Below are 16472 nucleotides of genomic sequence, written 5' to 3'. Positions count from 1 at the left end.
TTTCTTAACAACCGTAAAGAAGAGACATAGCATCTTTTTAAGACATAGCGAGCAATGATCAAGAAAAACAGAGAAGAAAAAACTAATTTAATCACACTGTATAACTTGTCATTATCATCAAAAAGATAGTGTCATAAACAAAAGATATAAAAATACCGCTCTTTTAAAGAAGAGCGGTATTTTGTAGAATATTCAATTCCTCCCTTCTTCATCTTAAATGACAAAGATCCTTAACCTATACCAATCATTAAACAATTCAATTTCTTCGGGTGAATGAATTCCTCTTGGCTTCCCTTTTCATATGATTCATCATCATATATAACATGTTGATTCATAACGCTGAATACTGTAAAATTCTCTTAATCACAAACTCTCTCACATTGAAGCAATTAAAATCTTTTTTCTGCACATCACAAACAAAGCGAGCGTGTGAGGTAAAATGATAAAAGAACAGAATAAAAATTCTCTTATGAAAACTCTCAAATAATAAAAAGCTTTAGCAATATTGAGAACTGAAAAAGTGTATTATCAATGTCAGCGTGTACTTTTACTAAACATAAAGATGATGGTGCACAATAGGTCTTATAACAGTTTGAATGAATTTCATATATTTCAAGAGAAACTTTACAGCTATACCATTCACGAGCACCATTGCGAAGTAGATTTGGGCATTTTGAGAGATGTTTTCTTAACACAAAGCACGCAGATAGGCTCAGAATCCTATCTTAAATATTTTATAACAGTATAAAAACTACCCCATATATAAAACTTTACATAGACTAAACACCACCTCTCTAAACGATAGTGCACAACAGAATAATCAATCAAAACTGCACAACAGATATCTAAAACAGTAATTATCGAAAAGCATACAACAAACGGAACACTTCAATACAATTGGTTATATTCTTTTTTAAAGTTTTAAAATGTTGTTGCATGCTTCACAAATATTTTCTGCCCCCCGTACCTTTTAAAATTTACTTTTTAAAAGCTTTTTAAATATGAAGTGGTTTAGCAAATGTTGCCAAAGCTGCCTCACGCACAGCTTCTGATAAGGTAGGATGTGCATGGCAACAACGTCCCAGATCTTCTGATGAACCACCAAATTCCATTAAAACTGCAATTTCATGGATCATTTCACCAGCACCAAATCCAAGAATATGCCCCCCTAATACCCGATCTGTTTTTTTATCAGAAAGGATTTTAACAAACCCATCACTCTTTTGCATTGCACGTGCACGACCATTGGCCATAAAAGGAAATTTGCCAACATTATATTCAATGCCAGCAGTTTTTAGCTCTTCTTCTGTCCTTCCTACACTCGCAATTTCCGGCTGTGTATAAACAACACTAGGAATAACATCAAAATTAACATGCCCTTTTTGACCTGCCAAAATTTCTGCCACAGCAACGCCTTCTTCCTCTGCTTTATGTGCTAGCATTGGTCCTTTTACAACATCACCAATCGCATAAATTCCTGGAACATTCGTCTGCCAATGAGCATCAATTGCAATAAATCCGCGTTCATCTAACTGAATACCAACCTCTTGTAAGCCAAGCCCCTCTGTATAAGGAGAACGTCCAGTAGCAATAAGCACAACATCAGCCTCTAAAGTTTCAGATTCACCACCTTTGACAGATTCAAAGCTCACCTGAGCAGTTGAGCCAGATTGTGTAACAGCTGTTACCTTTGCACCCGTTTTATATTCAATCCCCTGTTTTTCCATTAACTTCTGAAATTGCCGTGAAACTTCACCATCCATTGAGCCCAAAACTTTATTAAGATACTCAATAATGGTCACCTTAGCACCTAAACGGCTCCAAACTGATCCAAGTTCTGAACCAATGACACCAGCACCCACGACAATCATATGCGTTGGTACTTTTTCAAGTGAAAGAGCTCCCGTAGAAGAAACAATAGTCTTTTCATCAATTTCAACATTCACTCCTGGAATGCCTGAACTCTCTGAACCGGTAGCAATAATAATATTTTTTGTTTCAATTGTTTGTTTATTACCATCTCTGGCAACAACTTCCACATGACCCGCACTCAAAATTTTGGCTGTCCCAAAAAAAGTATCAACTTTATTTTTTTTCATCAAAAAAGAAACACCACTCGTATTGGCCGTCACCACAGCTTTCTTATGAACCATCATTTGTTCAAGATTAAGCTTAGATTTACCAATAGAAATACCAAGCGTTTCAAAACCATGCTGGGTTTCAGAAAACACTTCTGAAGCATGCAACAACGCTTTAGAAGGAATACAACCAACGTTGAGACATGTTCCTCCTAATGTTGTACGCTTTTCAATAATTGCTACTTTAAGTCCCAGTTGCGCCGCCTTTATCGCTGCTACATAACCACCTGGACCCGCTCCGATCACAGCCACATCATAAGACATCCGTTTCTCCTTTCATCCTGAAAACTGTATTTTACAAATCAAGAACAAGGCGTTCCGGATCTTCTAAGCTTTCCTTAACACGCACAAGGAAAGTCACAGCTTCTTGCCCATCCACAATACGGTGATCATAAGAAAGCGCTAAATACATCATGGGGCGGATCACAACTTGACCCTCAACAACCATTGCTCGCTCTTTAATCGCATGCATTCCCAAAATACCAGATTGTGGTGCATTCAAAATCGGTGTTGACATCAACGATCCATACACACCACCATTGGTAATAGTAAAAGTTCCGCCCTGCATATCAGAAACGGCTAATTTTCCATCACGCGCAAGACGCCCCAAACGACCAATCTCTTTTTCAATCTCTGCCAATGACATTTGATCTGCATCTCGCACCACTGGGACAACAAGTCCTTTATCCGTTCCAACAGCAATTCCAACATTGACATAGTTTTTGTAAACAATATCTGTCCCATCAATCTCTGCATTAACAGCAGGAAGTTCTTTTAATGCATGACAAACAGCCTTAGTAAAAAACCCCATAAAACCAAGCTTAACACCATGTTTCTTTTCAAAAAGATCCTTATACCGCTTGCGCAAATCCATCACCGCTGACATATCAACCTCATTAAATGTGGTTAACATTGCTGCTACATTTTGTGCATCTTTAAGACGGCGAGCAATTGTTTGACGCAATTTCGTCATACGAACCCGCTCTTCACGTGTTTCTTGGACAGGAGTTGCCGAAGAACTCGTCGCAGAAGAAGAGGGTGTAGGAGCATTTGTACTTTGTTTTAATCCACCAAGAACATCTTCTTTAAGAATTTGTCCGCGTTTTCCAGAACCTGAAATATCGCTTTTTGCAACATTATTTTCAGCCATCAATTTTGCTGCTGAAGGAGAAGGAGGCATTGCACTGCTCAAAGCAGGCTTCTCCGATTCAGATGAAGCAACTGGAACAGGTGCAGCAGAAGACGAAAATGATTGGGAGACACCAGCTTCGCCAGCTTTCACCACTCCTAAAAGAGCATTTACTTCAACCGTATCGCCTTCTTTTGCAATGATTTCAGATAATTTCCCAGCAACAGGAGAAGGAACTTCAACGGTTACCTTATCAGTTTCTAATTCAACCAAAGGCTCATCCATAGCGACAGCTTCGCCAAGTTTTTTAAACCATTTGCCAACCGTTGCTTCGGTAACCGATTCGCCCAAAGTAGGAACACGAATTTCAGTAGTCATAATATTTTTCCATACATCAGAGTAGTAATAAATTAAGAACCTAACGCGTCTTTAAGAAACGCAGCCAGTTGTTCAAGGTGTTTCACCATTAACCCAGAGGCCGGTGACGCACTCGCAGGACGTCCTGCATAACGAGCACGTGAATATTGCGCATTAATATGCGTCAAAACCCATTCCAAATAAGGCTCAATAAATGACCAAGCCCCCATGTTTTTTGGTTCCTCTTGGCACCAAAAAACTTCCGCCTGCAAAAAGCGCGACAACACATTCACCAAAACTTTTGCAGGGAAAGGATAAAGCTGTTCAATACGAAGGAGATAAACATCATCAATACCCTTTTTTTCACGTTCTTCATAAAGGTCGTAATAAACCTTACCAGTACAAAGAACGACACGGCGAATCTTATTATCTTTTTGCAACTTAATGACAGAATCTTTGAGACATTCTGCATCATCAAGTAACACACGACAAAAACTTGTTTCTGGCCCCATTTCATTGAGAAGAGAAACAGCTCGCTTATGACGTAAAAGTGATTTCGGTGTCATCAAAATCAATGGCTTACGGAAATCACGCTTAATTTGTCGACGCAAAATATGAAAATAATTTGCAGGGGTTGTACAATTAGCAACCTGCATATTATCTTCCGCACAAAGTTGAAGAAACCGTTCTAAACGTGCAGAAGAATGCTCCGGCCCTTGCCCTTCAAAACCATGAGGCAATAAACACACAAGACCAGACATACGAAGCCACTTACGCTCTGCGGATGAAATAAATTGATCAAAAATGACCTGTGCACCATTAGAAAAATCACCAAATTGTGCTTCCCAAAGTGTTAATCCTCGTGGTTCAGCAAGAGAATATCCATATTCAAAACCAAGAACAGCTTCTTCAGAAAGCATAGAATTAACAACGTCATAAAGTGCTTGCCCCTTTTGTAAATGATTCAAAGGAATATAACGCGCCTCATTTTCTTGGTCATAAAGAACTGAATGACGTTGTGAAAAAGTTCCTCGCTCAACATCTTCACCGGAAAGACGAACCGGTGCTCCTTCCAAACAAAGTGAACCAAAAGCTAAAGCTTCAGCAGTTGCCCAGTCAACACCCTCACCGGTTTCAAAAATTTTAGCACGATTATTTAAAAAACGTTGAATGGTTTTGTGAACGTGAAAATCTGCTGGAATTTCAACAATTTTCTGACCAATTTCCTTTAAAGTTTTTAATTCAACACCAGTTGTTCTAGAATGCTGCTCATCAGAACTACTAAAAGCCTTGAGTCCCGTCCAGCTTCCATCAAGCCAATCAGCCTTATTAGGTTTGTAAGAAGCACTTGCTTCAAGTTCACCTTCAAGCTTATCGCGCCATAATTTTTTTTGTTGCTCAATCTCTTCTGAAGTAACCATTCCTTCTTCTACCAATTGGTCACTATAAAGTTGAAGTGTTGTTTTATGATTACGTATTGCTTTATACATAAGCGGCTGCGTAAAGGAAGGTTCATCACCTTCATTATGCCCATAACGGCGATAACAAAACATATCAATAACCACTGGTTTATGAAAAATTTGGCGAAACTCTGTTGCTATTTTGGCAACAAAAACAACTGCCTCAGGATCATCACCATTCACATGGAAAATTGGTGCGTCAATCATTTTTGCGACATCTGATGGATAAGGCGAAGAACGTGAAAAACGTGGGGATGTTGTAAAACCAATCTGGTTATTGATAATAACATGAAGTGAGCCCGCAACACGATAACCTTTAAGACCTGAAAGACCAAAAGTTTCTTGGATAACGCCTTGTCCTGCAAAAGCAGCATCACCATGAATAAGCAATGGCATCACTTTTGAACGCTCACTTAATGGGAGTAAATCAGTATGCGCAGGTCCCATAAGTTGATCTTGTTTAGCACGTGCTTTTCCCATAACAACCGGATCAACAATCTCAAGATGAGATGGATTGGCCAACAGCGATAAATGAACTTTTTTACCATCAAAGTCCAGATCAGCGGTAGTTCCCAAATGATATTTGACATCACCGGATCCCTCCACATCATCAGGCTTGTAAGATCCCCCTTTGAATTCATGAAAAATAGCCCTATGCGGTTTGGCAAGAACTTGTGAAAGAACATTTAAACGACCACGATGTGCCATTCCTAAAATAACTTCCCTAACCCCCAAAGCACTACCACATTTGATAATCTGTTCAAGAGCGGGAATCAGCGCCTCACCACCATCGAGTCCAAAACGCTTTGTACCTTTATATTTAGTGTCTAAAAACTGTTCGAATCCCTCTGCCTGAATAAGCTTATTCAGAATAGCTTTCTTGTCTTGTTGTGTGAAAGAATTTTTTTTATCTCGCCCTTCAATGCGTTCTTGAAGCCATACTTTCTGAACCGGATCAGAAACATGCATATATTCCACACCGATTGTTGAACAATAGGTACGATTGAGAATCTCAAGCATTTGCGGAATAGTTGCATATTCCAACCCTAAAACATTATCAATAAAAATGGGACGCTCGTAATCAGCTGGAGTAAAACCATAAGCTTCTGGAGAAAGTTCTTTATAATCTTCTTGTTTTTCGGCCAATTGAAGAGGGTCAAGTTGTGCATGAAGATGTCCCCGTTCTCGAAACGCACGAATCATCATAATTGCATGAACAGAATCACGTGTTGCACGAATAATATCTTGTTCACTGGAAGTTTTTCCCTTTTGTGCAACACCTGTTATTGCTTTTTCCTTTAATTTATCGCCAAAATATTTTTCAAGAGAAGACCAATCACCATCAAGAGCAGAAATCAATTCACCCTCTGCTTTTAATGGCCAATGATCACGCTGCCATGTTGCTCCTTCAGCATTTTTAAGAACATCTTCTTTGTTATCATGAAGTCCTTCAAAAAAAGCACGCCACTGTGAATCAACACTGGTAGGATCTTTTTCATATTGAGCATAAAGTTGATCTATATAATCCGCATTCCCACCATAAAGAAATGATGTCTGTGCAAAAAGGCTATTTATTTCGTCCTGCCTTGCCATATACTTCTCCGGAACATTTATTCCGTCTCCTTATATCTCATATCTCTTTTTGATCTTTAAATGCTTACAAACAAGCAGTGATCGAACATTCAAAAAAGTTTTACCTTATTTATACTCAAGCTTTTTCACCTGAATCTAAGAACCTTTTCTTATTCAGGTGAAACTTTCTTTTAGCCTTTCAAAACTGACATCAAAGTCTTACCTATCTGTGATGGCGAAGAAGACACACGAATCCCTGCTGATTCCATTGCCGCAATTTTATCTTCTGCCCCACCTTTACCACCAGAAATAACAGCACCAGCATGTCCCATTGTGCGTCCTGGAGGAGCCGTACGGCCAGCAATAAAGCCAACAACTGGCTTTTTACGACCTTTTCTTGCTTCATCTTGCAGAAACTGTGCTGCTTCTTCTTCAGCAGAACCACCAATCTCACCAATCATAACAATAGACTCGGTTTCATCATCCGCTAAAAACATTTCCAACACATCAATAAATTCAGTACCCTTAACAGGATCGCCACCAATCCCTATAGCAGTTGTTTGTCCGAGACCTTCCTGACTCGTTTGAAAAACGGCTTCATAAGTTAAAGTTCCCGACCTCGAGACAACGCCAACAGAACCTTTTCTAAAAATAGAACCAGGCATAATACCAATTTTACATTCATTTGGTGTAAGAATACCGGGACAATTAGGACCAACAAGACGCGACTTTGAGTTTTCTAATCGCGCCTTTACTTTCACCATATCCATAACGGGAATACCTTCCGTAATACAGATAATTAAACGAACTTCAGCTTCAATAGCCTCTATAATAGCTGCCGCAGCCCCTGCAGGAGGAACATAAATAACAGAAGCATCCGCGCCTGTTTTTTCTTTTGCTTCTGCAACACTAGCAAAAATAGGAAGAGTTTCGCCTTTTGAACCTTCCCATGTTTCTCCACCCTTTTTAGGATTAACGCCACCAACCATTTGCGTACCATGATAAGCAAGCGCCTGTTCTGTATGAAATGTTCCTGTTTTTCCTGTAAGCCCTTGAACGAGAACTTTTGTCTCTTTATTCACAAGAATCGACATAACTTAAGCTCCCTTCACGGCTGCAACAATTTTTTTGGCAGCATCATCTAAATCATCAGCAGGAATAACATTCAAACCACTCTCATTGATAATTGCTTTACCTTGCTCAACATTAGTACCTTCAAGACGAACAACCAAGGGAACCTTTAAACCAACCTCACGAACAGCAGCAACCACACCTTCAGCAATGACATCACAACGCATAATACCACCAAAAATGTTAACCAAAATGCCCTTAACATTCGGATCGGCCGTAATAATTTTAAAAGCAGCTGTCACTTTTTCTTTTGATGCTCCACCACCAACATCCAAAAAATTCGCTGGCTCTGCTCCATAAAGCTTAATGATATCCATTGTTGCCATAGCAAGCCCAGCACCATTAACCATGCAACCAATCGTACCCTCAAGAGCAACATAAGCAAGATCATGCTTTGACGCTTCTATTTCCTTTGGATCTTCTTCTGAAAGATCGCGCAATTCTAAAATATCTGGATGACGAAACAGAGCATTATTATCAAAAGAAACTTTTGCATCAAGAACGCGCAAGTGACCATCTTTCATCACAATAAGCGGATTGATTTCTAAAAGGCTCATATCTTTTTCACAAAATGCCTTATAGAGAATCGGAAAAAGCTTTTCACCATCTTCTCGCGCACTACTTTGTAGTTCCAACGCATCACAAAGTCTTGCACTATCAGCAAAAGTAACACCCTCTACAGCATCAATGGGAAGCGTGAATATTTTTTCTGGTGTCTCTTCAGCAACCGTTTCAATATCCATTCCACCTTCTGTTGAAACAACAAAAGCAATTCGACCAACGCTACGGTCAACCAAAAGTGAAAGATAAAGCTCCCGTTCAATATCGGCACCATCTTCAATATAAAGGCGGTTGACCTGCTTACCCTCTGGACCAGTTTGTTTGGTTACCAAAGTTTTTCCAAGCATTTCTTGAACATTTGCAACAACTTCTTCAACAGATTTTGCAAGCCGAACACCACCCTTTGCATCATGACCAAGTTCTTTAAACTTACCCTTACCACGACCACCAGCGTGTATCTGACTTTTAACCACATAGAGAGATCCGGGTAATTTTTCCGCCCATTTTTCAGCTTGCTCTACAGAATAAACAGCGACACCATTTGCAATTGGTGCTCCATATTCATGAAGCAGACGTTTGGCCTGATACTCATGGATATTCATGCATTTGTCCTTTTCTTTTATGGATTATTATTAGTCCTAAAGTTATAATATTCTAAATACTTTAATTTTAATGAACAAAATCCTGTTCAATTTACTTGAGGCTAGGCACAAGAGCAATACAAGCTTCACAAAGCTTTTTAACCGCATTTACTGAATAATCAAAAGCACCTCTTTCTTCTTTATCAAGATCAATTTCAATGACTCGTTCAACACCACCTGCACCAAGTACAACAGGTACCCCAACATAGGTATCATTAACCCCATATTCCCCTGAAAGATAGGCTGCAACAGGCATAACACGCTTAGTATCCTTTAGGTAGGCCTCAGCCATAGAAACAGCAGAAGCTGCTGGTGCATAATAAGCAGAACCTGTTTTTAACAAACTAACAACCTCTGCACCACCATCACGGGTACGTTGAATAATTTGATCAATTCTTTCCTGTGTTGTCCAACCCATTTTAACAAGATCAGGCAAAGAAATACCACAAACTGTTGAATAACGCACCAAAGGCACCATTGAATCACCATGCCCACCTAAAACAAAAGCTGTCACATCTTTGACAGAGACTTTAAGTTCTTCAGATAAAAAGTAACGAAAACGCGCTGAATCCAGAATACCAGCCATACCAACCACTTTATGCACTGGAAGACCTGAAAATTTCTGCAATGCCCATACCATTACATCAAGGGGATTTGTAACACAAATAACAAAAGCTGAAGGTGCATATTTTTTAATTCCAGCACCAACTTGTTCCATAACTTTTAGATTAACACCCAAAAGATCATCACGGCTCATACCAGGTTTCCGTGCAACCCCTGCTGTTACAATAACAACATCAGCACCTTCAATTGCATCATAGGCATTTGCCCCTTTTAAATGAACATCGAAACCATCAACAGGTGAAGACTCAGCAATATCAAGAGCTTTACCCTGTGGTACACCTTCTGCAATATCAAATAAGATAACATCACCAAGCTCTTTAAGCCCAATAATATGTGCCAAAGTACCACCAATCATACCTGAACCAATGAGAGCTATTTTTTTTCGTGCCATTTTATTTTTTCCTAACTTTTAGACAATCCAGCGCACACTCATTTGCGTCCGTATACTGAATATTTTTGACTTCAACCATATTTAAACAATATCATAAAAAGGAGTAAAGCAATGAAATTTACAAATTTCTCTCTTCACAAAAACAATAACCCTCCGCACAAACAACTATTAGAAAATTATCATGATGTATCGATAAAGTGAATTTAAAAAAAATACAACAGAATTATTGCATATCTTTAATTTCAAAGAGTTATTATTTTTACAGTTTACGTAAAGGTAAAAGTATAATCAATGCTTCTTCTTCAAAAGAAAATGTTCTTCCCAAAGTTTCAAATAATCGTGACTTTGCATTTCAAAAAGACGTGACTGTGTTCTTTGAAACTCAAATGTTTCCGTGATCTTCGCATGCCCCTTATACAAATGCTCCACATCTGCTGCTGCAGACATAAATAATCGTATGTGGCGCTCATAAAGAGTATCAATGAGCAAAATAAACCGTTTTGTTTCATTGCGACATGTATCATCCATAACCGGTACATTATCGATAAAAATCGTATGATAACGCTCGCCTAATACCAAATACTCAGCCGCGGCCAAAGGCTGTACACACAAATCTCGATAATCAAAGCGTGCACATCCAGCACCAAAACGCGGAATAGGAATAAGGCGCCCTTTTATAGAAAACTCATCAGATATCTCCTTATTTCCTTGCAATACAAGTGCCCATGCTTTATCCATGCATTCATCTGCTTTTTTCCCTAAAGGTGTTACATACACGGGCTGTAGATTTGATTTTTCAAGACGATAATCTGTTTTTGCATCAAGATTAACAACACGAACATATGCTTTCAAAACTTGAATAAAAGGCAAAAAGAGTTCGCGATTTAAACCGTTATAATAAAGGTTATCGGGCGCCACATTTGAAGTTGCAATAAAGAAAATTCCTTTATCAAACAAAGCAGAAATAAGCCGCCCCAACACCATAGCATCAGCGATATCTGTTACACTAAATTCATCAAAACAAAGCACCTTTGTTTCTCGTGCAAGATCTTCAGCAACAGCTAAAATAGGATTATCCTGTTTAGATTTTGTATGCCCAGATGCTTGACGATACAAATTAATGCGCTCATGCACATCAGCCATAAAGTCATTAAAATGGGCGCGCTTTTTATGACCTTTCGGCAAACAAGAAAAAAACAAATCCATCAGCATGGTTTTGCCCCGTCCTACTTCACCATAAATATACAGCCCCTGAAAAGATCCATTTTCAGCCCCTTGTTTTGCAACACGAGCAATATTTTGTTTTTTCCTTTTAAGTATTCTTTTTAAAAAAGACAAAAATACCAAAAACCAAGGACGAGAAACATTTTGTTCCTCAATTTTTTTTAATAAATGATCAAAATGCTCTGTTAAAACTAATTGAGCTGGATCAAAACAAACTTCTCCTTTAGAGACCAACTCCTTATAGCGTGTTGAAACGAGAATCATCCAAACAACCTTTTTCAAACCGTTCTCAATGAAAAATACAAATTTTTTTCACGAATCTGTTTCTATAACTTACTTTTTCATAAACGGTCAAAAATGATTTAACGACTTAAAATAACGGGATGATCATCAAGTGTGCGTCCCTCAAAACGATCAACATTTGAAGAATAAAAAACGAGGATAACACGTCCAAAGTTATTATAAAAATATAATCTTTTTCCTTTAACAGCCCACGATCTCACTTGGGAAGCAATTCCTGGACAGTGTAAAGGACCAGCACGGTACCCTTGTCCAAACTTTGTTTGTGGCGTTGCAATCCGGCAAACTTTTCCTCCCATAGAAAGATTCCATACCCCAGCAATACTTGCAGGAAATAAATCAGTGGCATTGCTTGGCAATTCGAGACTAGCCATTCGTCCATCGCTCTGAGAATCTCCTTTTTCATACATCGGAGCGTTTGCATCTTCAGATATCGACGAAGAAGTGGACGACAGATCAGACGCTTCTAATATTGTCATTTGTTGAGATGGATAAAAAACTTCTAATGCGTTACCATCGTCATTACCATCAAACCGTGTTGTTGAACATCCCCCTAAAAACATTACAGTTGATAGTGCAACGAAAAACGAAACTTTTGAAAACGCCATGTCTGTACTCTCTCCCACAGCAATAAATAAGCTTATAAAAAATCAAGTGAATATTTGTTATAGTTACAAAGATAAATTAACAAATGAAAAAAAACAGGATTTAAATTACTTATTTTAAATGAAATAATTTATATACCCAATTTTATATTTATTAAACACTAGAAATTTATAAGATTTTCAGTCATATATCCCTTAATTAAGTAATCATTAGAAATAGAGAAGTTTCATGAAAACGCCATTTAGCAAAATGGACGGTCTTGGAAATCAAATTATTGTTGCGGATATGCGTGAAAGCGCACATGCTTTTACACCACAAGCAATCCTTGCTTTATCGGTAGATCCCGAAATGCATTTTGATCAAATCATGGCTATCCACACACCAACCCAGAAAAAAGCCGACTTCCGCATCGAAATATGGAATGCTGATGGTTCAAAAGCTAAAGCTTGTGGCAATGGTACCCGCTGTGTTATTGCATGGCTCACAGACCGTAATTTTGGTGAAAATTTTCGTTTAGAAACCCCTGCTGGCATTATTGAAGGAAAACGCCAAACCGGCGATCTTATCTCTGTTGATATGGGATGCCCAAATTTCAATGCAAAAGAGATGCCTGTTTCACGTGAAATAGTTGATACCAATCACGTAGAAATTATGGCTGGTCCCCTAAAAGACGCTTGTCTCATATCCATTGGCAATCTCCATGCTATCTTTTTTATTGAAAATGATATTCAACATTTTCCTTTAGAAAAATATGGACCAAAACTTGAACATGATGCCCTGTTTCCCGAACGGTGCAATATTTCCATTGCTTGCATAACGTCAAAGAAAAGTCTAAATTTACGCACATGGGAGAGAGGGGCAGGATTAACACAAGCATGTGGGAGTGCTGCTTGTGCAAGTGCTGTGGCTGCTTATCGTCGTGGACTTACAGAGCGCCATGTTGATGTGAATTTACCAAAGGGAGCTCTTAATATTTTTTACCGAGAAGACGATCATATTATCATGACAGGACCAATAAAATACCAATTTAGTGGTTTTTTAAGCCCTTTAACAGGGTGCTACAAAAAGGATCACTCCTGATGGCAGTAGAAATTGTAACTTTTGGTTGTCGACTCAATAGCTACGAATCGGAAATAATTCGCAAAGAAAGCACTTCTTCAGGGCTAAACCAGCTTAAAGATGGTGCTATTATTTTTAATACCTGCGCTGTCACTGCCGAAGCCGTACGACAAGCAAAACAAGCTATCCGCAAAGCGCGCCGTGAAAATCCTCATGCGCGCATCATTGTAACAGGATGTGCAGCCCAAACAGAAGCACAAAATTTTGCCTCAATGACAGAAGTGGATCTCGTTTTAGGAAACGAAGATAAACTTCACGCCCATTCTTATCGTCAACTTCCTGATTTTGGTATTAACCATACCGAAAAGGTGCGTATCAATGATATCATGGAAGTGAAAAAAATTGCTCCACATATGGTTAGTGCAATGCAAGAACGTACCCGCGCTTTTGTACAGGTACAAAACGGATGCGATCACCGCTGTACATTTTGCATTATTCCTTATGGACGTGGACCATCTCGTTCAGTTCCCATGGGTGCTGTCATAGAACAAATTAAAAAGCTGACAGATGTGGGTATTCAAGAAGTGGTCCTTACAGGTGTTGACCTTACAAGTTATGGCCACGATCTTCCTGGAAAAGCTACTCTAGGAAAATTAACTTCAGCTATTTTGCATCATATTCCTGACTTAGCGCGATTACGCCTCTCATCTATTGACTCTATTGAAGCAGATGAAGAACTCATAAATCTTTTAGCCTATGAAAAAAGAATCATGCCCCATTTGCATTTATCTTTGCAAGCAGGTGATAATATGATTTTAAAACGGATGAAACGACGGCATTTGCGTGAACATGCCATTCAATTTTGCCAAGAATTGCATGCCAAACGTCCTACAATGGTTTATGGTGCCGACTTAATTGCTGGTTTTCCTACCGAAACAGAAGAGATGTTTCAAAACAGTCTTGCTTTGATTAAAGAGTGTAATTTAACCCACCTACATGTCTTTCCCTTTAGTCCAAGAGAAGGAACACCTGCCGCACGTATGCCACAAATCAACCGTAGAATAGTGAAAATGCGTGCTGAAAGACTACGTAAAGCAGGTGAGGAAGCTTACCAAAAGCATCTTGCTCATTTAAAAAACAGTCAACAAACAATTCTCGTTGAAAGAGATGAAATCGGACGAACGGAAGATTATACTCTTGTACAAATTAAAGGTGTAAAAGCAGGAACAATTGTTCAAGCCCTTATCGTTGACCATGATGGCGATAAATTAATTGCTGTCCTTCCAAAATTAAACGCTGCTTGAACAGGAAATTTCTTATGACAAAATCTTTTATAAAAAAAATATTTTCTTTTAACAAATCTAAAGAGCAGGAAATGGAACAAATTTCTATTCCTGATAAAAGTGATATCATAGAAAAAAAGAAGGACAAAAATGAAAGAACAAAAAACAACGAAATCTCTATAGATACAGAAAAAGAAGAACAAACAAAAAATAAAAAGTCAACACCTACAAAGTGTGATGAAAAATCTCCACCTTTAGAATCTCATTCTGATAAAGCTTCCCTTTCTGTTAAAATTCCCCCTTATGGAAAAATTATTGTCACAAACACCATCCGTGAAAAAAAGGATGAAGAAATTTTGTCTGAATCCTTTGTTGAACAAAAAAAGACAGCGTGGTTTGGACGCCTTAAAAAAGGTCTATCGCTTTCTTCACAACGCCTAAGCGGATCAATTAGTGACCTCTTTGTTAAAAGAAAACTTGATGAAGCTACACTGCAAGAGCTCGAAGATATTCTGATTCAAGCTGACCTCGGTGTAGAAACGGCAACGCGCATCACGAATACTTTAGCTTCCAGTCGTTATGGAAAAGACCTCTCTCCAGATGACATTCATACTATTGTAGCTGATGAGATCAAAAAAGTTCTGGAACCTGTTGCAATACCATTAGAACTTGATCTCAGCCATAAGCCTCATGTTATTTTGCTAGTAGGTGTAAATGGCACTGGAAAAACGACAACTATTGGAAAACTTGCAGCCAAATTAACAGCAGGGGGATTAAAAGTTATGCTTGCAGCCGGTGACACTTTCCGAGCCGCAGCTATTGAGCAACTGCATATTTGGGGTGAACGTACTGATTCTCCTGTTATTTCTACAAAATTAGGTGCAGATGCTGCAAGTTTAGCCTTTGATGCTTTTGAGAAAGCAAAAAAAGCAAACAGTGATGTATTAATTATTGATACAGCAGGACGTTTACAAAATAAATCTGAATTGATGGATGAGTTAGCAAAAATTATTCGTGTTTTAAGAAAACACACCCCCCAAGCGCCCCATACAATCCTTCAAACACTTGATGCAACGACCGGACAAAATGCACTCAACCAAGTGGACATTTTCCGTGATATTGCTGGTGTTAATGGTTTGGTCATGACAAAGCTGGATGGAACAGCACGAGGAGGAATTCTTGTCGCTATCGCAGCAAAATATAAATTACCCGTTTATTTTATCGGTATAGGAGAGAATATTGAAGACCTTCAACCCTTTTCTGCTTCTGACTTTGCCGAAACTATCGCAGGAAAACATGTATGAAACAGCCTTTATCTAACCCTAATTCACATAATAATTCTGAAAAAGATGTGAATAACAATAAAAAAACGCCCCTTTCACCAACACTTAAGTTTCTTTTAGAAATGGGACCATTGGTCGCCTTCTTTTTTGCCAATTATAAAGGAGAATGGTTGATAAAAAACATTGAATTTTTTCAAAATTTTAGCAAGCCTATTTTCCCTGCAACAGCTATTTTTATGGTAGCAATTATTATTTCTCTAAGCTTATCATGGATCCTTGCAAAACAAATTCCTATTATGCCTCTTATTTCGGGAATATTTGTTCTCATTTTTGGTTTTTTAACTCTCTGGCTTCATAATGAAACTTTCATAAAAATGAAACCAACAATCATTAATAGCTTATTTGCTTTGATACTTTTTGGTGGAATGTTTTTTAAAAAACCGCTTTTGCGTTATGCTCTTGATTCTACCTTAAAACTTGATGATTTAGGCTGGCAAAAATTGACCTATCGTTGGGCGTTTTTTTTCATTTTTCTTGCTCTTTTGAATGAAATTATTTGGCGCAATTTTAGCGATAATTTTTGGACGAGTTTCAAAGTTTTTGGCGTCATGCCTATAACAGTCCTTTTCATGCTTACCCAAATGCCTATCATTATAAAACATTCAAAAGGACTTTTTACAGAAGAGGACAAATCTGATTCTTAAAAAACTTAC

The 16472-nt window shown here is 38.4% G+C and carries 12 protein-coding genes; 4 read left to right on the top strand and 8 right to left on the bottom strand.

Going from position 1 to position 16472, the window contains the following annotated elements:
- Positions 1-995 precede the first annotated feature (995 nt).
- The 8 genes from lpdA to ACFIN0_RS00830 all read right to left on the bottom strand — a co-directional run bounded on the left by lpdA (position 996) and on the right by ACFIN0_RS00830 (position 12136).
- A complete protein-coding gene (gene lpdA, locus ACFIN0_RS00865) occupies positions 996-2402 on the bottom strand; it encodes a dihydrolipoyl dehydrogenase (protein WP_375606075.1) in 1407 nt (468 codons plus the stop codon).
- Between the two features lie 31 nt (positions 2403-2433).
- Positions 2434-3645: a 2-oxoglutarate dehydrogenase complex dihydrolipoyllysine-residue succinyltransferase gene (odhB, locus tag ACFIN0_RS00860; protein WP_375609973.1), complete on the bottom strand. Its 1212-nt coding sequence runs from the start codon at positions 3643-3645 to the stop codon at positions 2434-2436.
- A 32-nt stretch (positions 3646-3677) separates the two neighbouring features.
- Positions 3678-6677: a 2-oxoglutarate dehydrogenase E1 component gene (locus ACFIN0_RS00855; protein WP_375606077.1), complete on the bottom strand. Its 3000-nt coding sequence runs from the start codon at positions 6675-6677 to the stop codon at positions 3678-3680.
- A 170-nt stretch (positions 6678-6847) separates the two neighbouring features.
- Entirely contained in the window at positions 6848-7750 is a 903-nt protein-coding gene (sucD, locus tag ACFIN0_RS00850; protein ID WP_375701709.1) for a succinate--CoA ligase subunit alpha, read from the bottom strand.
- Positions 7751-7753: 3 nt separating this feature from the next.
- Positions 7754-8950 (bottom strand): ADP-forming succinate--CoA ligase subunit beta, encoded by a 1197-nt coding sequence (gene sucC / locus ACFIN0_RS00845; RefSeq protein ID WP_375701708.1) that lies wholly within the window; start codon positions 8948-8950, stop codon positions 7754-7756.
- 91 nt (positions 8951-9041) lie between these two features.
- Positions 9042-10004, bottom strand: a complete 963-nt coding sequence (gene mdh, locus ACFIN0_RS00840; protein ID WP_375701707.1) for a malate dehydrogenase — start codon at positions 10002-10004, stop codon at positions 9042-9044.
- A 288-nt stretch (positions 10005-10292) separates the two neighbouring features.
- Positions 10293-11492, bottom strand: coding sequence for a cell division protein ZapE (zapE, locus tag ACFIN0_RS00835; RefSeq protein WP_375701706.1), 1200 nt, complete (start codon positions 11490-11492; stop codon positions 10293-10295).
- A gap of 98 nt (positions 11493-11590) precedes the next feature.
- Positions 11591-12136, bottom strand: a complete 546-nt coding sequence (locus tag ACFIN0_RS00830) for an AprI/Inh family metalloprotease inhibitor (RefSeq protein ID WP_375701705.1) — start codon at positions 12134-12136, stop codon at positions 11591-11593.
- A gap of 226 nt (positions 12137-12362) precedes the next feature.
- Between ACFIN0_RS00830 and dapF the strand changes: the two genes are divergently transcribed.
- Genes dapF through ACFIN0_RS00810 form a run of 4 tightly spaced genes read left to right on the top strand, consistent with a single transcriptional unit; the run spans position 12363 to position 16463 of the window.
- Entirely contained in the window at positions 12363-13214 is an 852-nt protein-coding gene (dapF, locus tag ACFIN0_RS00825) for a diaminopimelate epimerase (RefSeq protein ID WP_375701704.1), read from the top strand.
- Positions 13214-14497: a tRNA (N(6)-L-threonylcarbamoyladenosine(37)-C(2))-methylthiotransferase MtaB gene (gene mtaB, locus ACFIN0_RS00820; protein ID WP_375609976.1), complete on the top strand. Its 1284-nt coding sequence runs from the start codon at positions 13214-13216 to the stop codon at positions 14495-14497. Before dapF ends, mtaB begins: the two co-directional genes overlap by 1 nt.
- Before the next feature lie 14 nt (positions 14498-14511).
- Positions 14512-15780, top strand: coding sequence for a signal recognition particle-docking protein FtsY (gene ftsY, locus ACFIN0_RS00815; RefSeq protein ID WP_375614920.1), 1269 nt, complete (start codon positions 14512-14514; stop codon positions 15778-15780).
- Positions 15777-16463 (top strand): septation protein A, encoded by a 687-nt coding sequence (locus ACFIN0_RS00810; protein ID WP_375701703.1) that lies wholly within the window; start codon positions 15777-15779, stop codon positions 16461-16463. Before ftsY ends, ACFIN0_RS00810 begins: the two co-directional genes overlap by 4 nt.
- Positions 16464-16472: the final 9 nt, after the last annotated feature.

It is taken from the genome of Bartonella sp. AA89HNZF, assembly GCF_042196905.1.
Lineage (GTDB): Bacteria > Pseudomonadota > Alphaproteobacteria > Rhizobiales > Rhizobiaceae > Bartonella.
The sequence above is the reverse complement of the archived record's forward strand: the minus strand, read 5'-3'. Positions and strand labels throughout refer to the sequence as shown.

What these genes read in the sequence shown, in the direction of transcription:
- mtaB (WP_375609976.1), top strand. Translation starts at nt 13,214, where the DNA reads ATGGCAGTAGAAATTGTAACTTTTGGTTGTCGACTCAATAGCTACGAA.
- ACFIN0_RS00830 (WP_375701705.1), bottom strand. Translation starts at nt 12,136, where the DNA reads ATGGCGTTTTCAAAAGTTTCGTTTTTCGTTGCACTATCAACTGTAATG.
- lpdA (WP_375606075.1), bottom strand. Translation starts at nt 2,402, where the DNA reads ATGTCTTATGATGTGGCTGTGATCGGAGCGGGTCCAGGTGGTTATGTA.
- mdh (WP_375701707.1), bottom strand. Translation starts at nt 10,004, where the DNA reads ATGGCACGAAAAAAAATAGCTCTCATTGGTTCAGGTATGATTGGTGGT.
- ftsY (WP_375614920.1), top strand. Translation starts at nt 14,512, where the DNA reads ATGACAAAATCTTTTATAAAAAAAATATTTTCTTTTAACAAATCTAAA.
- zapE (WP_375701706.1), bottom strand. Translation starts at nt 11,492, where the DNA reads ATGATTCTCGTTTCAACACGCTATAAGGAGTTGGTCTCTAAAGGAGAA.
- odhB (WP_375609973.1), bottom strand. Translation starts at nt 3,645, where the DNA reads ATGACTACTGAAATTCGTGTTCCTACTTTGGGCGAATCGGTTACCGAA.
- dapF (WP_375701704.1), top strand. Translation starts at nt 12,363, where the DNA reads ATGAAAACGCCATTTAGCAAAATGGACGGTCTTGGAAATCAAATTATT.
- sucD (WP_375701709.1), bottom strand. Translation starts at nt 7,750, where the DNA reads ATGTCGATTCTTGTGAATAAAGAGACAAAAGTTCTCGTTCAAGGGCTT.
- ACFIN0_RS00810 (WP_375701703.1), top strand. Translation starts at nt 15,777, where the DNA reads ATGAAACAGCCTTTATCTAACCCTAATTCACATAATAATTCTGAAAAA.
- ACFIN0_RS00855 (WP_375606077.1), bottom strand. Translation starts at nt 6,677, where the DNA reads ATGGCAAGGCAGGACGAAATAAATAGCCTTTTTGCACAGACATCATTT.
- sucC (WP_375701708.1), bottom strand. Translation starts at nt 8,950, where the DNA reads ATGAATATCCATGAGTATCAGGCCAAACGTCTGCTTCATGAATATGGA.